This is a genomic window from Psychrobacter sp. CX18 (genome assembly GCF_057396215.1).
This window is the reverse complement of sequence record NZ_JBXYJH010000008.1, coordinates 26678-44409: the sequence shown is the minus strand read 5'-3', so window position 1 is coordinate 44409 and position 17732 is coordinate 26678. Positions and strand designations below refer to the sequence as shown.

13 protein-coding genes are annotated in these 17732 nt (G+C 39.3%); 1 reads left to right on the top strand and 12 read right to left on the bottom strand.

Annotation, left to right across the window (positions count from 1 at the left end):
* Positions 1 to 103: 103 nt before the first annotated feature.
* From AC2SLT_RS07745 to AC2SLT_RS07690, 12 genes are all read right to left on the bottom strand, one after another.
* Positions 104 to 646, bottom strand: coding sequence for a GNAT family N-acetyltransferase (locus AC2SLT_RS07745; RefSeq protein ID WP_486547084.1), 543 nt, complete (start codon positions 644 to 646; stop codon positions 104 to 106).
* Positions 647 to 801: 155 nt separating this feature from the next.
* Positions 802 to 2061 (bottom strand): 2-methylaconitate cis-trans isomerase PrpF, encoded by a 1260-nt coding sequence (prpF, locus tag AC2SLT_RS07740; RefSeq protein ID WP_486547083.1) that lies wholly within the window; start codon positions 2059 to 2061, stop codon positions 802 to 804.
* 139 nt (positions 2062 to 2200) lie between these two features.
* Positions 2201 to 3130 carry a hypothetical protein gene (locus AC2SLT_RS07735; RefSeq protein WP_486547082.1) on the bottom strand — a complete coding sequence of 310 codons (930 nt, stop codon included), beginning with the start codon at positions 3128 to 3130 and terminating at the stop codon, positions 2201 to 2203.
* Between the two features lie 210 nt (positions 3131 to 3340).
* Positions 3341 to 4888 (bottom strand): alanine/glycine:cation symporter family protein, encoded by a 1548-nt coding sequence (locus AC2SLT_RS07730; protein WP_486547081.1) that lies wholly within the window; start codon positions 4886 to 4888, stop codon positions 3341 to 3343.
* A gap of 319 nt (positions 4889 to 5207) precedes the next feature.
* Positions 5208 to 7862: a Fe/S-dependent 2-methylisocitrate dehydratase AcnD gene (gene acnD, locus AC2SLT_RS07725; protein ID WP_486547239.1), complete on the bottom strand. Its 2655-nt coding sequence runs from the start codon at positions 7860 to 7862 to the stop codon at positions 5208 to 5210.
* 310 nt (positions 7863 to 8172) lie between these two features.
* On the bottom strand, positions 8173 to 9303 hold the full coding sequence (gene prpC, locus AC2SLT_RS07720; RefSeq protein ID WP_486547080.1) for a bifunctional 2-methylcitrate synthase/citrate synthase: 1131 nt from the start codon (positions 9301 to 9303) through the stop codon (positions 8173 to 8175).
* Between the two features lie 147 nt (positions 9304 to 9450).
* Positions 9451 to 10344, bottom strand: a complete 894-nt coding sequence (gene prpB / locus AC2SLT_RS07715) for a methylisocitrate lyase (protein WP_486547079.1) — start codon at positions 10342 to 10344, stop codon at positions 9451 to 9453.
* 342 nt (positions 10345 to 10686) lie between these two features.
* A complete protein-coding gene (locus AC2SLT_RS07710) occupies positions 10687 to 11643 on the bottom strand; it encodes a LysR family transcriptional regulator (RefSeq protein WP_486547078.1) in 957 nt (318 codons plus the stop codon).
* A gap of 97 nt (positions 11644 to 11740) precedes the next feature.
* The gene (locus tag AC2SLT_RS07705) at positions 11741 to 12490 is read right to left on the bottom strand and encodes a hypothetical protein (RefSeq protein ID WP_486547077.1); all 750 of its coding nucleotides are present in this window, start codon (positions 12488 to 12490) and stop codon (positions 11741 to 11743) included.
* 250 nt (positions 12491 to 12740) lie between these two features.
* Entirely contained in the window at positions 12741 to 14003 is a 1263-nt protein-coding gene (locus AC2SLT_RS07700) for an NRAMP family divalent metal transporter (RefSeq protein ID WP_486547076.1), read from the bottom strand.
* 97 nt (positions 14004 to 14100) lie between these two features.
* Positions 14101 to 15378, bottom strand: coding sequence for an NRAMP family divalent metal transporter (locus tag AC2SLT_RS07695; RefSeq protein WP_486547075.1), 1278 nt, complete (start codon positions 15376 to 15378; stop codon positions 14101 to 14103).
* A 284-nt stretch (positions 15379 to 15662) separates the two neighbouring features.
* Positions 15663 to 16319 (bottom strand): TetR/AcrR family transcriptional regulator, encoded by a 657-nt coding sequence (locus AC2SLT_RS07690; RefSeq protein WP_486547074.1) that lies wholly within the window; start codon positions 16317 to 16319, stop codon positions 15663 to 15665.
* 193 nt (positions 16320 to 16512) lie between these two features.
* On the opposite strand from AC2SLT_RS07690, the gene AC2SLT_RS07685 reads away from it, so the two are divergent.
* Complete coding sequence (locus AC2SLT_RS07685; protein ID WP_486547073.1) at positions 16513 to 17664, top strand: acyl-CoA dehydrogenase family protein; 1152 nt, start codon at positions 16513 to 16515, stop codon at positions 17662 to 17664.
* Positions 17665 to 17732: the final 68 nt, after the last annotated feature.

Genomic DNA, 17732 nt, shown 5'->3' with positions numbered 1-17732 from the left:
ATTAAAAAATAAAAATAACTAATGAACTATCAGTTAGTCCATCATACGATAAATTATTAAAATTTATCAGAAGCCTTGTAAATTTTATAATAATAAGGATAGCCTAGTTGCTAAAGTTTCTTTTGTGTAGACCATAAATAGCTTGATCAACAAGTCTATCATGTACTCGCTCTGATTGAGTGATGATACCCTCTAATGCAAAGCCTAATCTTTCAGGCACAGCACGACTGTCTAAGTTTTCAACGACGGTTTTAATTTCAATCTTACTAAGACCTAATTCATCAAAAGCTATTTGGATAATCTCTTTGGTACAACGGGTTATAATGCCTTTGCCGCGATAATGCTTGCTAATCCAGTATCCTAAATTTGCCTTTTCAACCTCATAATCGATCGCATTAATGCCAACACTACCAATAACCTTTTTGTCATAAATAATGGCGCAAATAAGTGAAGAGCCCTCTGCGTAATCATGCAACGTTTTATTGATATAATAGCAGAAGTACTCTTCATCTTTAGCATACTGTACCCAAGGTAGATAATTGGATAACTCCTCACGTTCATCTTCCAGTATAGCGATATAGTCTTTTGCAAAACTGGGTTGTAATAAAGCTAAAGACAATGAATCATCAATCCTTCGAATAAACATTTTAATCCCTACAATAAAATTAAGATACATGAGGTAATAGCGATATAGTAATACAAATCAGGCACTGTATCTAAAACCTTGAATTATTAAGCTACTGCTATTCTTAAAGAGCCAGCTTTAAACTGTGAATACAAGTTATCTATAGCGACTATACCTTAAAAACTATCAGTTGGCACAAATACTTGTCCCACCATAATACGGCGGGCAGAACGGCTCATTGATACCTTTTTAGCCTGCCAGCGATCCTCGACGAGTTCCGTTTTACCTCCGACCAGTAAGGTGCCAGAAGGATGTCCAAAGCGAACTTCGGATAATTGTTCAGTGTCATTTCCATCACTAGCCGCTTTATTTACTAACGTGCCTTGCGTGGTTGCTGCCGCAGCAATGGCTACCGCTGCTGTACCCATCATGGCGTGGTGTAATTGCCCCATACTCATCGCCCGGACCACTAAGTCAATATCGCCCGCATTGACTGTTTTACCACTTGAGGCCGTATAGGTTTGTGCAGGCGCTACCCAAGCGAGTTTGGGAATATGTTGGCTACTGGCAGCTTCTGATTCATTTTGGAACAACCCCATAGCCACCCCAGCTTTGGCACGAATGGTCTCAAGCTTGGCAAGCAGTGCGTCATTACTATTAATATCAGATTGAAGTTCAGTGCCCTTAAATCCTAAATCTTCAGCCTTCAAAAATACCGTCGGTATACCTGCATTAATAAAAGTAGCCTGCACTTTATCATGTTTTAAGTCGCAGCCAGAAACATCAAAGTCGTCTACAAGATTCCCAGTTGGGAACATGGCGCTCGATGAATCAACGGGGTCGATAAATTCAATTTTAACTTCAGCGGCAGGGAAGGTGACCCCATCCAATTCAAAGTCTCCGGTTTCTTGAACCTGCACCTGATTATTAGCATCTTTATAGACAGGCACGTGAGCAATAATAGTTTTGCGGATATTTTGCTGCCATATACGAACCTCACATATTCCTTGAATTGCACCGTCCACACTAGCGGCTGCTTTTTCTGAATCAACCAGTCCCATATTAATAGCACAGGCGCCAACGGCAGCGGTTAAGTTGCCACAGTTACCACCCCAATCAACCATTGGTTTGCTAATATTAACTTGACCAAATAAGTAATTGACATCATGATCGGGTTGGTCAGACTTAGACAAAATCACTGTCTTAGAGGTACTAGATGAGCCATTACCTAGGCCATCGATTTGTTTACCATAAGGATCAGGACTGCCTATTACCCGCATTAAGAAGTTATCACGAGCATTCCCAGCCACTTGGCAGGCTTCAGGTAAATCAGTTAAATTAAAGAATACCCCTTTTGACGTACCGCCACGCATATAAGTGGCGGGAACAGAGATTTGAGGGGAGAATGAATGTTGAGAGTCGATCATATTAGACATGTCATATTCCTAAAATAAAAAATGAATTATAAATTAAAACTTGCTATTTATTATTTATTATAACTTTCAATGACACTTAAATCATAACTATTGATTAAAATTTAAAAATGGTTATAGAGATTACAATGAAGTGAGGGTGTTAAGTGATGGTTTGAATTGGAGTCGCTAGTATCCATTTTAATATTAAGGTGTCATTATCTGAAATTTTACCAAGCACTCTATAGTTTGAATTTGCAAGAATGTTTGAGCGGCTAGCAGGTTCAGATAATACACCACGTGGGGCTATGATTGTAGAATGGATAAATTGACTATGTTGTCCATCATGCCAAATGTAGCCGACATGATAATCTAAGCCAACGACATATAGACCTGCCCCCCAATTATTAAGCGTGTCATTAAATTCATCAAGTGACTTATTACTAAACCGTTTAATTTGATTCTCGCCAGCCAGTGTTTTAATAATATTTTCTGAGGCTTGTTGAGCTAATGTATTACGTTCAACTTTTAATGAGATATCCTCTAGAACTGTGGTCACGTAATAACCACAGGCTATTTTCCCTTTTTGCGGGGTATTTGAAGTGCCATTATAGTCCCAAGGTGTACCATACCAATAAGGCAGCAGTGTTGTTATTGATTTTATAAAGTCTTGTCTAGCATTATCTATGACACGTTGTTTTTCCACCTTCGAAACAGCATTCTGATAGTCAAGTTGATGCTGTGTTCTAATTTTTTCTATTTTAGCGATTGCATCATCATAAGAAATGTTTGTAGTCGGGGGTGAGGTTATATAGCCGTTGCTGTTGGTTTTAGTTTGTATATAGCGAATGGGATCTTCGTATTGTAGGGAAATAGGTGCTTTATTTTGATCGCGGGGTAGGGAGTTATTTAAAGGAGTTAAGCGGCTTACTGAGGCTAAAAATTTATTAGCATTAAACTCGTTCTTGCCATCATCAAATTCAAAGGCAAGATATGTAAGGCATACAAGTAGGATCAAAGCAATCATTGTAACGCTTGATAAAAATAAATATCTCTTGGATGTCATCATCATTACACCGTTTGGGTTTATCAAACTATTAATATATCCTATTAATATATCTACAATTTAAAAATAAACGATGGAATTTGTATTTTATAACCATGTTAAATTTATGAATTTCACTAAATGTCACCTGATACTCAAAAGTGACTGAAATAAATGACCCACATAAAAAAAGCCTCCTAAATTTAATTTAAGAGACTTTATAATAAACAAACTGTTATGTATTACAATTAATTAAGCTTATTTATACTTTTTAATCTCACCAGATTTAACACGGTCAATATAAGATTGAACTTCTTTCTTAACGACAGGCATTAAGAAGTATAAACCAACGATGTTAAACAATGACATTGCGAAAATGGCAGCATCTGAGAAATCGATAACAAAACTAAACTGAATAGTAGCGCCAATGACAACCACCACACAGAATATTAATTTGAAGGTTAACTCTTTAATATTGCCTTCACCAAACAGATAGGTCCAAGCCTTAAGACCGTAATAAGACCATGATATCATTGTAGAGAAAGCGAATAATATAACGGCAACGGCTAAGAAATACTGGAAGATTGGGGCAGTTTCCATAAAGGCTGCACGGGTTAGATCCACACCGCTTAAGGCACCTTCACCACCTGCCAATGCGATATTCTGAGCAGTATTCATACCTGAAATAGTAATAACAAGCGCGGTCATAGTACATATAACAACGGTATCAATAAATGGCTCAAGTAACGCAACCAGACCTTCTGTAGCAGGCTCGTTCGTTTTTACTGCCGAGTGAGCAATAGCTGCTGAACCGATACCCGCTTCGTTTGAGAAGGTGGCACGTTTTAAACCTTGGATCAAGGCGCCTATAAATCCTCCAACCACACCAGAACCTGTAAAGGCACCATCAATAATTTGACCAAATGCAGCACCGATGTGCGCGAAGTTGCCAAAAAGTACAATAATACTCATACCGATATAAAGAATAGCCATAAAAGGCACGAGCTTTGAGGTAACCGTGGCAATTCTTGGCATACCACCAATAATAACCATGCCAACTAAAATCGCTAAACCGATACCAAAGAATACGCCGTATTGTGAAGGAATATCAAAAGTAGAGCTCATAATAGCGAAAGCTTGGTTGCCTTGGAACATATTACCGCCACCAAAGCTACCAAGGATACACATAAGGGCAAAGCCGACGGCTAAAAACTTACCCAAACCGCCCATACCCCGTTCAGCTAGGCCTCGGCTTAAGTAATACATCGGACCACCTGAAACGGCGCCTGAAGGTAAAATAGTACGGTACTTAACACCCAACGTACATTCTACAAATTTAGAGGCCATGCCTAAAAGACCGATTAAAATCATCCAAAATGTTGCACCAGGACCACCGATAGCTAATGCAGCACCTACGCCTGCAATGTTTCCTAGTCCCACAGTGCCTGATAGCGCAGTAGCAAGAGCCTGGAAATGGGAGACTTCACCGTCTTCTTTTTTATTGGGGTCAGAATACTTACCCCGTACGATATCTAAAGATAGTCCAATTTTTCTAAATTGAATAAACCCAAAGTAGAAGGTAAAAATTAATGCTGCAATTAATAACCAGCCAGCAATAAGTGGAAAGGCAGTACCAGCAATGGGTACGGAGTAGAAAACTGCATTTACAAACCAGCCAAAGGTATTGGCCATGGCTGTATCAACACCAGCGCTAAATTTCTGCAACGACGTCAGTTCGGATTCTGCGGCTAGCGCTACTGTTGAGCACAGTAGCAGCATAAACGCCATTAAGGATTGTTTTTTCATAAGTCTCTCTTTAAGTAATTTATTGCAAAACCCAAACATCGAGTAAGTAAATTTATATTTGCTAGTTAAAATGCATAAAATAAAGTAAATTATTTATATGTAAATAAGATTTCGTTTTATTATTTCTAACTAACATTAAGGTTAATATATATTATTATTTGTAACTACTCAAAAATATTTTTAATTTATTTTGAATTTTGGTATAAAAAAACATGACTTCCTACAAAGTGAAAGTCATGCTTTTGAATAAAACTTAAGAAAACCTTATAAATATCGATAAGTGATTTAAGACGGATTGATGTCTTTTAAGATAAATAACTTAAATCACTTCACCGGCTAAAAACTCTTTAGCAAAGCGTTGTAACATACCGCCAGACTTATACATTTTAAGTTCATCCGCCGTATCTAAACGGCAAATAACTGGCGTTTTATCAACTGTACCGTCAGTACGATGAATAATCAATGTCATCTCCCCACCAGCTGAAACTTCACCTTCGATATCAAATACTTCAGAACCATCAATATTTAATGTCTTACGGGTAGTACCCTCTTTAAATTGAACGGGAAGGGCGCCCATTCCTACTAAGTTTTGACGATGGATACGTTCAAAATCTTCAGCGACAACACATTCAACGCCCGCCAAACGAACGCCTTTAGCAGCCCAATCTCGGCTTGAACCTTGACCATAGCCATCACCAGCAATAATGATAAGGGGTTGTTGACGAGTCATATAGGTTTCAATCGCTTCCCACATACGCATCACATTACCTTCAGGTTCCACACGAGCTAATGAGCCCTGAATGACATCGCCATTTTCGTCACGAACCATTTCGTTTAATAGTTTGGGATTAGCGAAGGTAGCACGTTGAGCGGTTAAATGATCACCACGGTGCGTAGCGTAAGAATTATAGTCCTCAGCTGGTAGTCCCATCGTATCTAAATATTCACCAGCAGCACTATCTGGCAAAATCGCATTAGAAGGCGACATATGGTCGGTAGTGATGTTATCACCCAATACCGCTAGCGGACGCATGCCTTTAAGCTTATTGGCTTCTGCCATTGTGCCTTCCCAATATGGTGGGCGACGGATATACGTACTCATCTCACGCCAATTGTACTGAGGGTCAGTAATTGCATCATGACGTTCTGCATCGACAACGCCTTCGTCAAACATGGGTATATAAACCTTGTTATATTGCTCAGGCTTCACCGCAGAGGCAACAATCGCATCGACCTCGGCGTCATCAAACCAAATGTCTTTGAGGTAGACATCGTTGCCCTCTTTATCTTTCCCTAATGAGTCTTTTTCGATATCAAAACGAATAGTACCCGCTATTGCGTAAGCTACGACCAATGGTGGAGAAGCAAGAAAGGCTTGTTTTGCATAGGGATGAATGCGACCGTCAAAGTTACGGTTACCCGATAATACGGCTGTAGAGAATAGATCACGGTCAATGATTTCTTGCTGGATTTCTGGTTCTAAGGCGCCACTCATACCATTACATGTCGTACAGGCAAAAGCAACCACATCAAAGCCAAGTTGCTGTAGATCAGGGAGTAGATTAGCCTCTTCTAAGTACAGTTTTACCGCTTTTGAACCGGGTGCTAATGAAGATTTTACCCAAGGCTTACGAACCAAACCTTTCTCTAACGCATTGCGGGCAACGATTCCCGCAGCAATCATATTGCGGGGATTTGAGGTATTGGTACAACTGGTAATAGCAGCAATAATTACCGCACCATCAGGCATCAAACCATCTTCTGGCTCAACAAGCGGTTGGTCAGCAGCGTGAGCAATACCGACTTCCGCTAAATCAGTGGTAGAAACACGGGCATGCGGACGTGAAGGCCCTGCGATATTACGCACTACTTTTGATAAATCAAAATTTAATACACGGTCATATTCAGCATCTTTCATGCCGTCTGCCCATAACCCAGTTTGCTTAGCATATGCTTCAACAACACGAATTTGTTGTTCTGTACGACCCGTTAGACGTAAATAATCAATGGTTTGCTCATCAATTGAGAACATGACCGCAGTGGCACCATATTCAGGTGTCATATTCGATATTGACGCTCTATCGCCGACAGACAGACTTCTAGCGCCATCTCCAAAGCATTCAACATACGCGGATACAACGCCTTCGTTACGTAGGAATTCGGTCATGGCTAGTACTAAATCAGTACCCGTTATACCTGGCTGTAATTTACCTGTTAAATTTAGACCAACGATATTAGGCAAACGCATATAAGAAGGGTTACCTAACATGACGCTTTCAGCTTCTAATCCACCCACGCCAATTGAGATAACGCCAAGAGCATCAACCATTGGAGTATGACTGTCCGTACCGACTAAAGTGTCAGGATAAGCAACGGGTTTACCATCCGCTTTATCCGCAATTACTTGGATCACAGGAGACATTTTTTCTAAATTAATTTGGTGCATAATACCGTTGCCGGGAGGCACAACGTTGACATTATCAAAGGCATATTCACACCAATTGATAAAATGGAAACGATCTTCGTTACGACGTTCTTCAATCGCACGGTTTTTCTCAAAAGCATTCTCTTCATAGCCTGCATGTTCAACCGCTAATGAATGGTCAACAATAAGCTGAGTAGGAACGATTGGGTTTACTTTTGATGGGTCACCCCCTTCTTCAGCGATGGCATCTCTCAAACCTGCAAGATCCACAAATGCCGTTTGTCCTAAGATATCATGGCAAACAACGCGCGCTGGATACCATGGGAAATCTAGATCTTGCTTACGATAAATATGTTGCGAAAGGGCTTCGGTTAAATCTTCTGGCGGGCAACGACGTACTAAATTTTCACATAATACCTTTGAGCTAAAAGGTAGCTTGGCATAGGCACCAGGTTCAATATCATTAACCGCTTGTTCAACATCGAAATAATATAACCCACTGTCTTCACCATTGGGTAATGGCAATGGCTTTTTGAAGTCGGAATTCATTGGTTGTGGGTGTTTGTGAGTGAGAACGGGCTGATTGGGATTTGGCATAGTTGGCTGTCCTTAGAATAATATGAAACTCATTGCAAATTTAATATGATTTATAAGATCTTTATAAAAACTATTTAATATATGTCGATAAGCTCGTTAAGCTATAAGGTCATTGTCATTTAGTTCTGTTTGCAGGGTTTATATAAGTTGATTTGTAGACTAGATATTAGATGATGAGATAGTGAGTATTAAAAATTAAAAAGGCCGCATCCTCATAATATTTTATAATAAAGATGAAGCCTTTTTACCAATTTAGAGAGTATTACCCACGCTCAGCGATAGGGGGCACTTCTCTTGGTTCTTCACCAATATATTCGGCACTTGGGCGAATAATGCGGTTGTTAGAACGTTGCTCAAATACATGAGCGGCCCAGCCAGTTAAACGTGAACAAACGAATATAGGCGTGAACAATTTCGTTGGAATGCCCATAAAGTTATAAGTTGACGCATGGAAGAAATCAGCATTACAAAATAGTTTCTTCTCGCGCCACATTACTTCTTCACATCTTACTGATACAGGGTATAACACGTCATCACCCACATCTGCGGCTAATTTTTCAGCCCATTGCTTAATGATCACATTACGAGGATCAGAATCACTATAAATAGCATGACCAAAGCCCATAATCTTTTCTTTACGCTCTAGCATGCCCATTAAGCCAGATTCTGCAGCTTCAGGAGAATCAAAACCTTCAATTAATTCCATAGCCGCTTCGTTAGCACCACCGTGTAAAGGTCCACGTAGCGTACCGATTGCTCCAGTAATACAAGAGAATAGATCCGATAGAGTAGAGGCACAAACACGGGCAGTAAACGTAGAAGCGTTGAATTCATGCTCAGCATATAGAATTAAAGACACGTTCATCACTCTTTCATGCAATTCGCTTGGCTTCTCACCTTTAAGCAATTGTAAGAAATGGCCACCAAGCGTTTCAGCATCAGTCATACAATCGATTTTTTCACCATTATGGCTGAAACGATACCAATAATTGATAATTGCTGGGAAAGCGGACAACATACGATTGGTTTTATCAAGCTGTTGATCAAAGCTTTCTTCAGGCTCTAAATTACCTAGCATTGAACAACCCGTTCTTAACACATCCATCGGGTGCGCAGATTGAGGTATACGCTCTAATACATCTTTTAAAGCTTGCGGTAAGTCACGTAACTTTTTGAGCTCAGCTTTATAGTCATCAAGTTGTGTCTGAGTAGGAAGCTCACCATATAATAATAGATAAGCCACTTCTTCAAAGATGCAATTTTCTGCTAAATCTTTGACATCATATCCACGATAAGTTAATCCAGAGCCGGATTTACCAACGGTAGATAGTGAGGTTTGACCTGCTATTTGTCCACGTAAACCTGCGCCTGATAGTTGCTTGCCTGCTGCCATAATACTTTCCTTTAAATAATTAGGTTGCGTTAGTGTAGATATTGTAGATATTGATTATTGGTACTAAAAATATTAACCATATAAAAATATGTTATATAAGACTTTTGATTGATATCAAATAACTTTTTAGACTAGTTTTGATAAACATTACTTCTTCTGAGCAAAAAGCTCGTCAAGCTTACGCTCAAATTCATGATAATTTAAGAAATCGTACAACTCCATACGAGTTTGCATAGTATCCACAACATTTTCCTGCGTACCGTCGTCTAATAGATGTTGATAAACATTTAATGCGGCCTTGTTCATTGCACGAAAAGCAGATAGAGGATATAAGACCATCTCTACACCGACCTCAAATAACTGTTCAGTCGTATACAGATCCGTTTGTCCAAATTCTGTCATATTAGCCAGTACAGGAATATTTAATACATCGGTAAACTTGCGATACATCTCAATGTCAGTTAACGCTTCTGCGAAAATCATATCTGCGCCAGCTTCTTCAAAAGCAACGGCACGTTCAACGGCTGCCTCTAATCCTTCAACAGATAACGCATCTGTTCGCGCCATAACCACAAAATCTGGGTCAACTTTGGCATCAAGAGCCGCTTTTAGACGATCCACCATTTCACTGGTAGACACGATTTCTTTGTTAGGACGATGACCACAGCGTTTTTGTGCCACTTGGTCTTCGATATGAACAGCTGCCACGCCTGCTTTTTCCATCTTTTTGATGGTTTGGGAGATATTAAAAGCACCGCCCCAACCAGTGTCGATGTCGACTAATAGCGGCGTTTGTACCGCATTGGTAATACGGCTGGCATCTTCTAATACATTGTCTAAGCTGGTCATACCTAAATCAGGCAGTCCATAAGAGGCATTCGCTACACCAGCACCCGATAAATATATTGCCTTGTGACCAACTTGAGTCGCCATCATTGCTGTATAAGCATTGATAGTGCCGACGATTTGTAGCGGTTGATTATTAGTCGTTTGTTCAGAGATGGCATTACGAAAGCGCTTGCCAGCAGATTCAGTACTCATGGGCATTCCTTTTATTGTATTTGAGTTAGAATAACTCTTTTTCAAATTAATGAAAGCTACTAGAAAATTAATTAATAGGATATATATCCAGAAATCTAAAATAGAAGTAGAATATTGGTAGAGTACCTGCAAAATGAATTAGATAAAAGAGGTTAGACTATTGAGTTAGCTAAATAATAATAAGTTAATATTTATTATCATTTAATATAAATTAAACTTATTTATTTTTTAAATACTTAAATTCGTATTTGAGTGATTCCGAAGCATTATTATTCAGAACATGAAATTAAAACCTTAAACTTAATTAAAATTAATTTACATTTAGTTACAATTAAAATCTGACTACTTTATCCGCCGATAGGTAATACCGCGTTCTTCATATATATCATATACAACGTCTAAAAGTATTGAAAATGCGGGATGTGTGGGCGCTTGTAGTGCACAAAGATATATAGGAGAGGTTGCATCTTCATGGATTAATGAGCGGTAGCTAATTTGATCTGAACGTACCGATTTAAGACTATCAGGCACCAAGGTTATCCCTTCACCTGCTGCTACAAGACCTAATGCAACCTGTATATCACTAACTGAAGTAGTATGGTGGGGTAAAGCTGACTGTTTTGAAAATAGATGCAGTAAAGGCTCACTAATCAATAAAGGCGCATCGTTATTATCAGAAACTGTAATGGATACATTGGATACCGGTAAATGTGTCTGGTGATATAAGATTATACGGCTATCTTGTAATTGCTTGAGGTGAATATCACTCTGGTTTGCTAATTCATGTGTCTTAGGTAAAGCGGCTACATAACGCTCATGACGCAATAATATCTGGTTTAAATTAGCATCATCATGTGCAAAACGCCCGAAACCGACATCAATTTCACCCGCTTTTAATGCGTCAACTTGTCTGAATGAGCTGATATCTTTTAGATGAATATCTAAACTAGGTAAACGCAGCTTTAACCTTGAAATCACGGTAGGGAGTAGGCCGTATAACACTGAAGGTACAAAGCCTATGTTTAGGTTGTCAGGTGGATAAGCCAGTTTTTGAGTAAGAGTTATGCTACTGTCAAGCTCCCTTAATATAGAATCAACCTTTTCATAAAAGAATGCTCCAGCAGGGGTTAGCTCCAGGGGGCGATGATAGCGATCGATAAGCTCTACTCCAATATCCTCCTCAAGCTGCTTAATTAGCCGGCTTAGTGTCGGCTGTGATAGCCCCGTCGCATCAATGGCTTCACTAAAGCTTCCTAGTTGCGCCACAGTATGAAATGCTTTTAATCTTTTTAATTGCATTAACTTCTCTTAAAGGTGCCGATAATTATCAAGAACCCGCTTTATTGACCTAAAATAGCTATAGCTGCTGTTTATGATAGCTACTATTAAAAATAGCTTATTCAAAATCCATTGTGTGCCCATCTTTTAAGGTTAAACTGCCCTTAGTGACCTCTATGCTGATATTTTGAGGATGTTTGATCGCCTCATATACTTTGGCATCGGAAATATTAACGTCAGCGTCGAACTCATAGTTCGCATTGGGTGCCAGAGGTGGGTTGAAATCTACCAGAGATATAACCACGGGTTTAGGTTTTGCAAAATCAGGATGGTTAAGCATTAATGTCCCTTTAAAGCCATTAACAGGGACATTACTCTTATTCGTCATAACAAAAGACAGTTTTACGTTATTTAAAGTATCAGTGTCACTCGGTTTATAAGGCAGTAAAGTAATAGGGTATTGATCCCGTTGTAACTCCCTGTTTTCATCCGTCTTCTGACCTATAGGATTATTCGGGTGCAATTCTTCATATTTGCGCTGCTGTTCAATGGCCTCGTCAATAGTGACTTGAGTTGTAGCGCCTTGTTGTTGAGCGTCACTTAATTGCATACGCTGCATATAACGACTCAGTAACTGCTGCTCATCGTTAGATAAATCGTTATAAGCATCCTGAATCTCACTCTGCCAATTTTCAAACTCAACGGGCACAGTTTGACTCATGGGGTGATCACTTTGTGTATCACACCCTAGGGCTGCAAATAATATAATTAAACCGCTAAATATATGGCGGTTCCTGCGTAATAAACGAACACCAACTTGATGTTTGGTATATGTAGAGTTTGCTTTATTAATTTTCATACGACTCATAAACTCCCTGTAAAAACCGGCATGTCACTATTGTTATTAAAAGCAATTCATTTTAAAAGTAAAATGCAGATTAAAGACTGTATAAGCAAATATACAATGAAATAGCGGCGATGCACCACAACTATTTAATAGATACACCCAAATCAACAAGCAGTACTACATAAATAAGGGCTGTCATCAAACAGCCCTATTTACGTCTGACACATAGCTATCTTACATTAATCATATAATTGACCGATAAATGAAACTTTTAAATGATCTTCAATAATTGAGCCATAAATAAAAGCGCGATACCGCCTAAAAAGATCAATCCTGCAATACTATATAAGTTCATACTTGGCGATAGTTTTTGATGATTTTTAGCCAATGAATAGTTCAGCCATCCAAAAATAGGGGCTGAAACGAAGGCAGAAATCATTGCAAACTTAAGCATCGAACCAAGTTGACCGGTAAAGAAAGTAATGATGATGAAGCCACCAACTGAGGTATAGGTGATCCAAAATAAGAGCTGCTTTTCATCCATCTTGACGTCATTTTTTATTAAACGCCAACTTTCTGCATTGATTCGGCCATAGCCATCTGCACAAGTGATCGTCGTACCAAACATGACCATAAAGGCCACAAAGGCCACTAAAAATTGTGACCACTCACCAATAGTAGCGGTATACATGTTGATCAACTGGCTAATATACGCACCACCTTGTGTCTGAATCTCAACCCCAGTGCCATATTGTACAAAGACCCCTAACGCCAAAAATACTAATGCTAAAAGCGCGGTTGAAATGAAGCCCACATTGAAGTCAACCAGACCCTGACGATGCGTTGTATGATCTGATTCTACTTTGGCCGATATCCACATTGAATTGATCGCAGAGAATTCTAATGGTGCGGGCATCCAGCCCATTAACGCCACTATAAAACCAAGAGTCGCCATGTTCCAAGGAGAGGGCGCAACAAAATCAGGTGCCATCACTGTGGGCTTTCCAGCGGCAATGAATACAGCAGCCAAGGTTGCCACAGTTAATGCTACCATGATCAATTTGGTCACTTTATCAAGCATCTTATAATGACCTAAAATTAGGATTAACCAAGACACACCCATGACGATCAATGACAAAATCGTGGTGGATATTGCTAAACTTTCAGGGAGCATAAACCCTAAAATAGTAGCTGCAATAAGCGCTACCGCACCCGTGCTAATCACAGAAGCCGCTAAAGATAATATAAAAAACGCCCATAAATAAACTGGCGATTTTTTAGCATAACCAGCAACTAATGATTCACCAGTTTCATAGACATAATCTGTGCCAAACTTAAAGAATGGATATTTAAAAAAATTTGCCAGTATTATCATTATCGCCAATTGCCAGCCATAAATGGCTCCTGCCTGCGTAGAGGATATAAGGTGTGAACCGCCAATAGCAGCTGTTGCCAATAAGATTCCTGGTCCAAAAGTGCGCCATCGCATAGTTTCAGAGTGTGCAGTAGACGATGCTGAATTTGGGTGAGTCATAACATAATGCCCTTAAGTTAAGTTTGAATTGCGTGAAAGACAAAAAAGTACAAGCCGCCTGATTTGATTTGACATAAGGGGGTTGGTTATAAGCGGATTAATCGATAAAACCTATCAATTGAACCACAAATAATAGGGCAACTGCAGCTAAAAACAGTAGCCCAGCTATACTATAGATCGTCATTGATTTAGACAGCTTTTGCTCGCTCTTAATCAAGCTATAATTCAGCCAACCAAAGATTGGCGCAAAACAAAATGCTGAAATCATGGCAAATTTCAACATAGACCCTAACTGACCTTTGAAAAAGGTAATAATGATTAATGAGCCTATAACAGAGTAACTGGTCCAAAATAGGATTTGCGGGTTGCTTGCTTTTGATTCACCTTTAATGAGACGGGTAGACTCTGCAAGGGCACGACCATAGCCATCAATTAGGGTAATCGTCGTGCCAAACATCACCATAAATGCCACAAAGGCGACTAATAATCTTGACCAGTCACCGATGGTTGCGGTGTACATATTGATTAACTGGGTGACATAGGCACCACCTTGTATTTCAATCTCTACCCCTGAACCATATTGCACAAAGACGCCTAAGGCTAGAAAACAAAGACCTAGCAGTGCACTAAAAAGATAACCGGCACTAAAATCAACCAAACCTTGATAGTAAGTTGTCTTATCCGTTTTGACTTTTTCCGCGGTCCACATTGAGGTAATAGCAGCAAACTCTAGTGGTGCTGGCATCCATCCCATTAACGCCACAATAAATCCTAAAGAAGCCATATTCCAAGGAGACATAGCAACAAAGTCAGCTGCAATAGGCGTAGGATTTCCTGCTGCAATAAACACCGTAATCAAGGTGGTAATAATTAGCGATGCCATAATCCATTTGTTAAAACGGTCAAGCAGCTTGTAATGACCCACAATTAACATTAGCCATGACACCCCTATGACGATAATGGATAATAGGGCAGCAGATGGCGTAAATTTCTCTGGAATCATGAATCCTAAAATAACCGAGCATAGTAGGGTAACGGCACCCACACTAATGACGGCAGATCCTATCAATAAAATAGTGTAAACCCATAAATAAATTGGTGACTTTCTGGCATATCCTGCAATTAAAGATTCGCCTTTGTCATAGACATAATCAGTGCTAAATCTAAAAAAAGGATATTTAAAAAAGTTCGCTAGAATAATCATAATCGCCAATTGCCAACCATAGATGGCACCAGCTTGAGTAGATGAAATGAGATGGGAGCCACCGACGGCTCCACTCGCTAATAGTATTCCTGGGCCAAAGATACGCCAGCTTAGTTTGTCCTTTTTGTTGATGTCTGAATCCTCTTTAGTATCATGAATCACTTTCGTCATAATTCCCTCTATGAGTCAGTTAATAATTAGATATGTTTACACCATTAAAGCTGGTATCAGTCGATAAGTACATCCATGACTTAACGTGTGATATCAAGAAGCTCATTAGTTTGTTTTATTGATAAGTTTTGGTAAATATTAAATGAAAAACGGAATTGTTTAAAATGGCAATAATATAGGTATAAAAAAAACGAAGGGGTATTATATAACGTGAGCACAATACACCGTCAATCGATAATTGCAAAAATAGTTAGGTAATCTTATAAATTATTTTTAGTATAAACTTAACTTTTTGTATCAATATCAGGTTTAGAGATAGCACGCCATAACATGGAGAATAAGTCATCAAAGTTTTCAGTCAACGGCATCGGTGCGTGACGAATGACCTGCATGGTACCAATACGCATTACAAAGCCCATAAACACATCAAATAAGACGTAAAGCGGTACCTTATCATTGAGTACTGCTCGACGTTGACCATCTGCCAAAACACTGGTAAAGGCATCAATCAACTCTTTATTTTCGTAAATTGATATCTTACGTATATCTGTAGTAGATACAGAGGTTAAAACCATCACCGCATCAGGATGAGAGTCCACAAAATCGAAACAAACCCACAAGGTTTTTCTTAGACGCTCTTTGACACTATCGATACCTTGAAGATGATCCATCATCCGGTTCGCAAGGCGCCCAAGTACGATATCCATAATCGTTTGGAATACCGTGTGCTTATCGCCAAAGTATTTATATAAAGTCTGTAACGAGACATTCGCTTCTTTTGCGATTTGAATCATAGTGACGTCTTGAGCATTAGCGCCAGCAAATAATTCGTGAACCGCTCTTTCAATTTTATCAAGGGTCGCAGGTCGAATTTTTGATAAAGGCGCTAGCGCTTTATCATTTAATAAAGAGTCATGTTGATGAGGATGAGTTGATTTCATAAAAGCTCCTTAATATACGGTAATTATAATTACTATTTTATAGCAAGTGATTGCTTAGCAAAATAATCTTTTGTAAGATTGAACGGTAAGTAATGATAGATATGAGTTTTGAACCACATCTATTGTAATATTTTTTGGTAATAATTATTACCATTAATACAACAATCTAATTTATGGGTTAAGGATTAACGAGATGGGTATTGATACGTTTAAAAGCAATTGGATGACTGAAGAACATGAAATGGTATATGAAAGCGCCTTAAAATTGTTCCAAAGCTGGGAAGACAAAGACGAGCAATGGCGCGACAACGGTATGATTGACCGTGAAGCGTGGAATGAAGTGGGTGAAATGGGTTTTTTATGTGCGTCTATGCCAGAAGAATACGGTGGCGGTGGCGGAGATTTTGGTCATGAAGCGGCTATTTTACTTGCCCAAGCACACGCTAACCAAGCAAGTTATGGTGGTATGGTACATTCAGGTATCGTGGCACCTTATATTTTGCATTTGGGTACAGAAGAGCAAAAAAAGAAATGGTTGCCGAAAATGGCGACTGGCGAATATGTGGGTGCCATTGCAATGACAGAACCTACTACCGGTTCTGATTTACAAGCCATTAAAACATATGCTGTAAAAGATGGTGATGACTATATCATCAATGGTTCAAAAACCTTTATAACCAATGGTCAACATGCCAATATTATAATATTGGCGTGTAAAACAGATCGTGATAAAGGTGCACAAGGCGTTTCTTTAATCGTTGTCGAAACAGACGGGCTTGAAGGGTTCGAGCGTGGTCGTAACCTGAAAAAAACTGGGTTGGCGGGTCAGGATACTTCAGAATTATTTTTCAGTAACGTTCGTGTACCACAATCTAACTTACTTGGTGGTCTTGAGGGGTTAGGTTTTATTCAGATGATGCAAGAGTTGCCTCAAGAGCGTCTCATTATCGCATTAAGTGGGTGTGGCGCTATCAAACTAGCATTAGATCTTACTTTAGACTATGTTAAACAACGCGAGGCATTTGGTCGCCCTATTTGGAAGTTCCAAAACACCCGCTTTAAATTGGCAGAAATTCAAGCAGATTATCTGGCAGTACGTGCGTTATGTGACGCTGCAATTGAGTCAATGATAGAAGGTAAATTAACCGCAGCGCATGCTTCACTAATTAAGTACTGGGTAACTGAAAAGCAATGTAAGGCAATGGATGAATGCTTACAGTTATTTGGTGGTTATGGTTATATGAGTGAGTACCCAATCGCTCGTATGTATGCTGATGCTCGTGTACAGAAAATCTATGGTGGCACCAATGAAATCATGAAAGAGCTAGCCTCACGTTTTATGTAATGCATCCGTTAAGCTAAACTTTGGTGACTTGAGCATGATGTCAGGTCATCAAATAGTTAGGCTTAAAA